This is a genomic window from Thermobrachium celere DSM 8682, from assembly GCF_000430995.1.
GTDB classification, from domain to species: domain Bacteria; phylum Bacillota; class Clostridia; order Clostridiales; family Caloramatoraceae; genus Thermobrachium; species Thermobrachium celere.
Map to the genome: position 1 here is coordinate 1 of NZ_HF952025.1, position 226 is coordinate 226.

Below are 226 nucleotides of genomic sequence, written 5' to 3' on the forward strand. Positions count from 1 at the left end.
TACTGCTGGACCTGATAAAACAGCATGCGTACAGCAAGCATAAACTTCCTTTGCACCTAAGTCAGCTAGGGCATTTGCTGCATTTGTAATTGTTCCTGCTGTATCTATCATATCGTCCACAAGTATTGCAACCTTACCCTTTACATCTCCAATTACGTTCATTATCTCAGAAACATTCGCTTTAGGTCTTCTCTTATCAATAATAGCAATAGGAGCATGTAATCTA

The 226-nt window shown here is 38.9% G+C and carries 1 protein-coding gene; it reads right to left on the reverse strand.

Annotated elements, in window-relative coordinates:
- Window positions 1–226 (reverse strand): phosphoribosyltransferase family protein (locus TCEL_RS11330; RefSeq protein WP_040684070.1); only part of this gene is annotated, 226 nt, incomplete at both ends.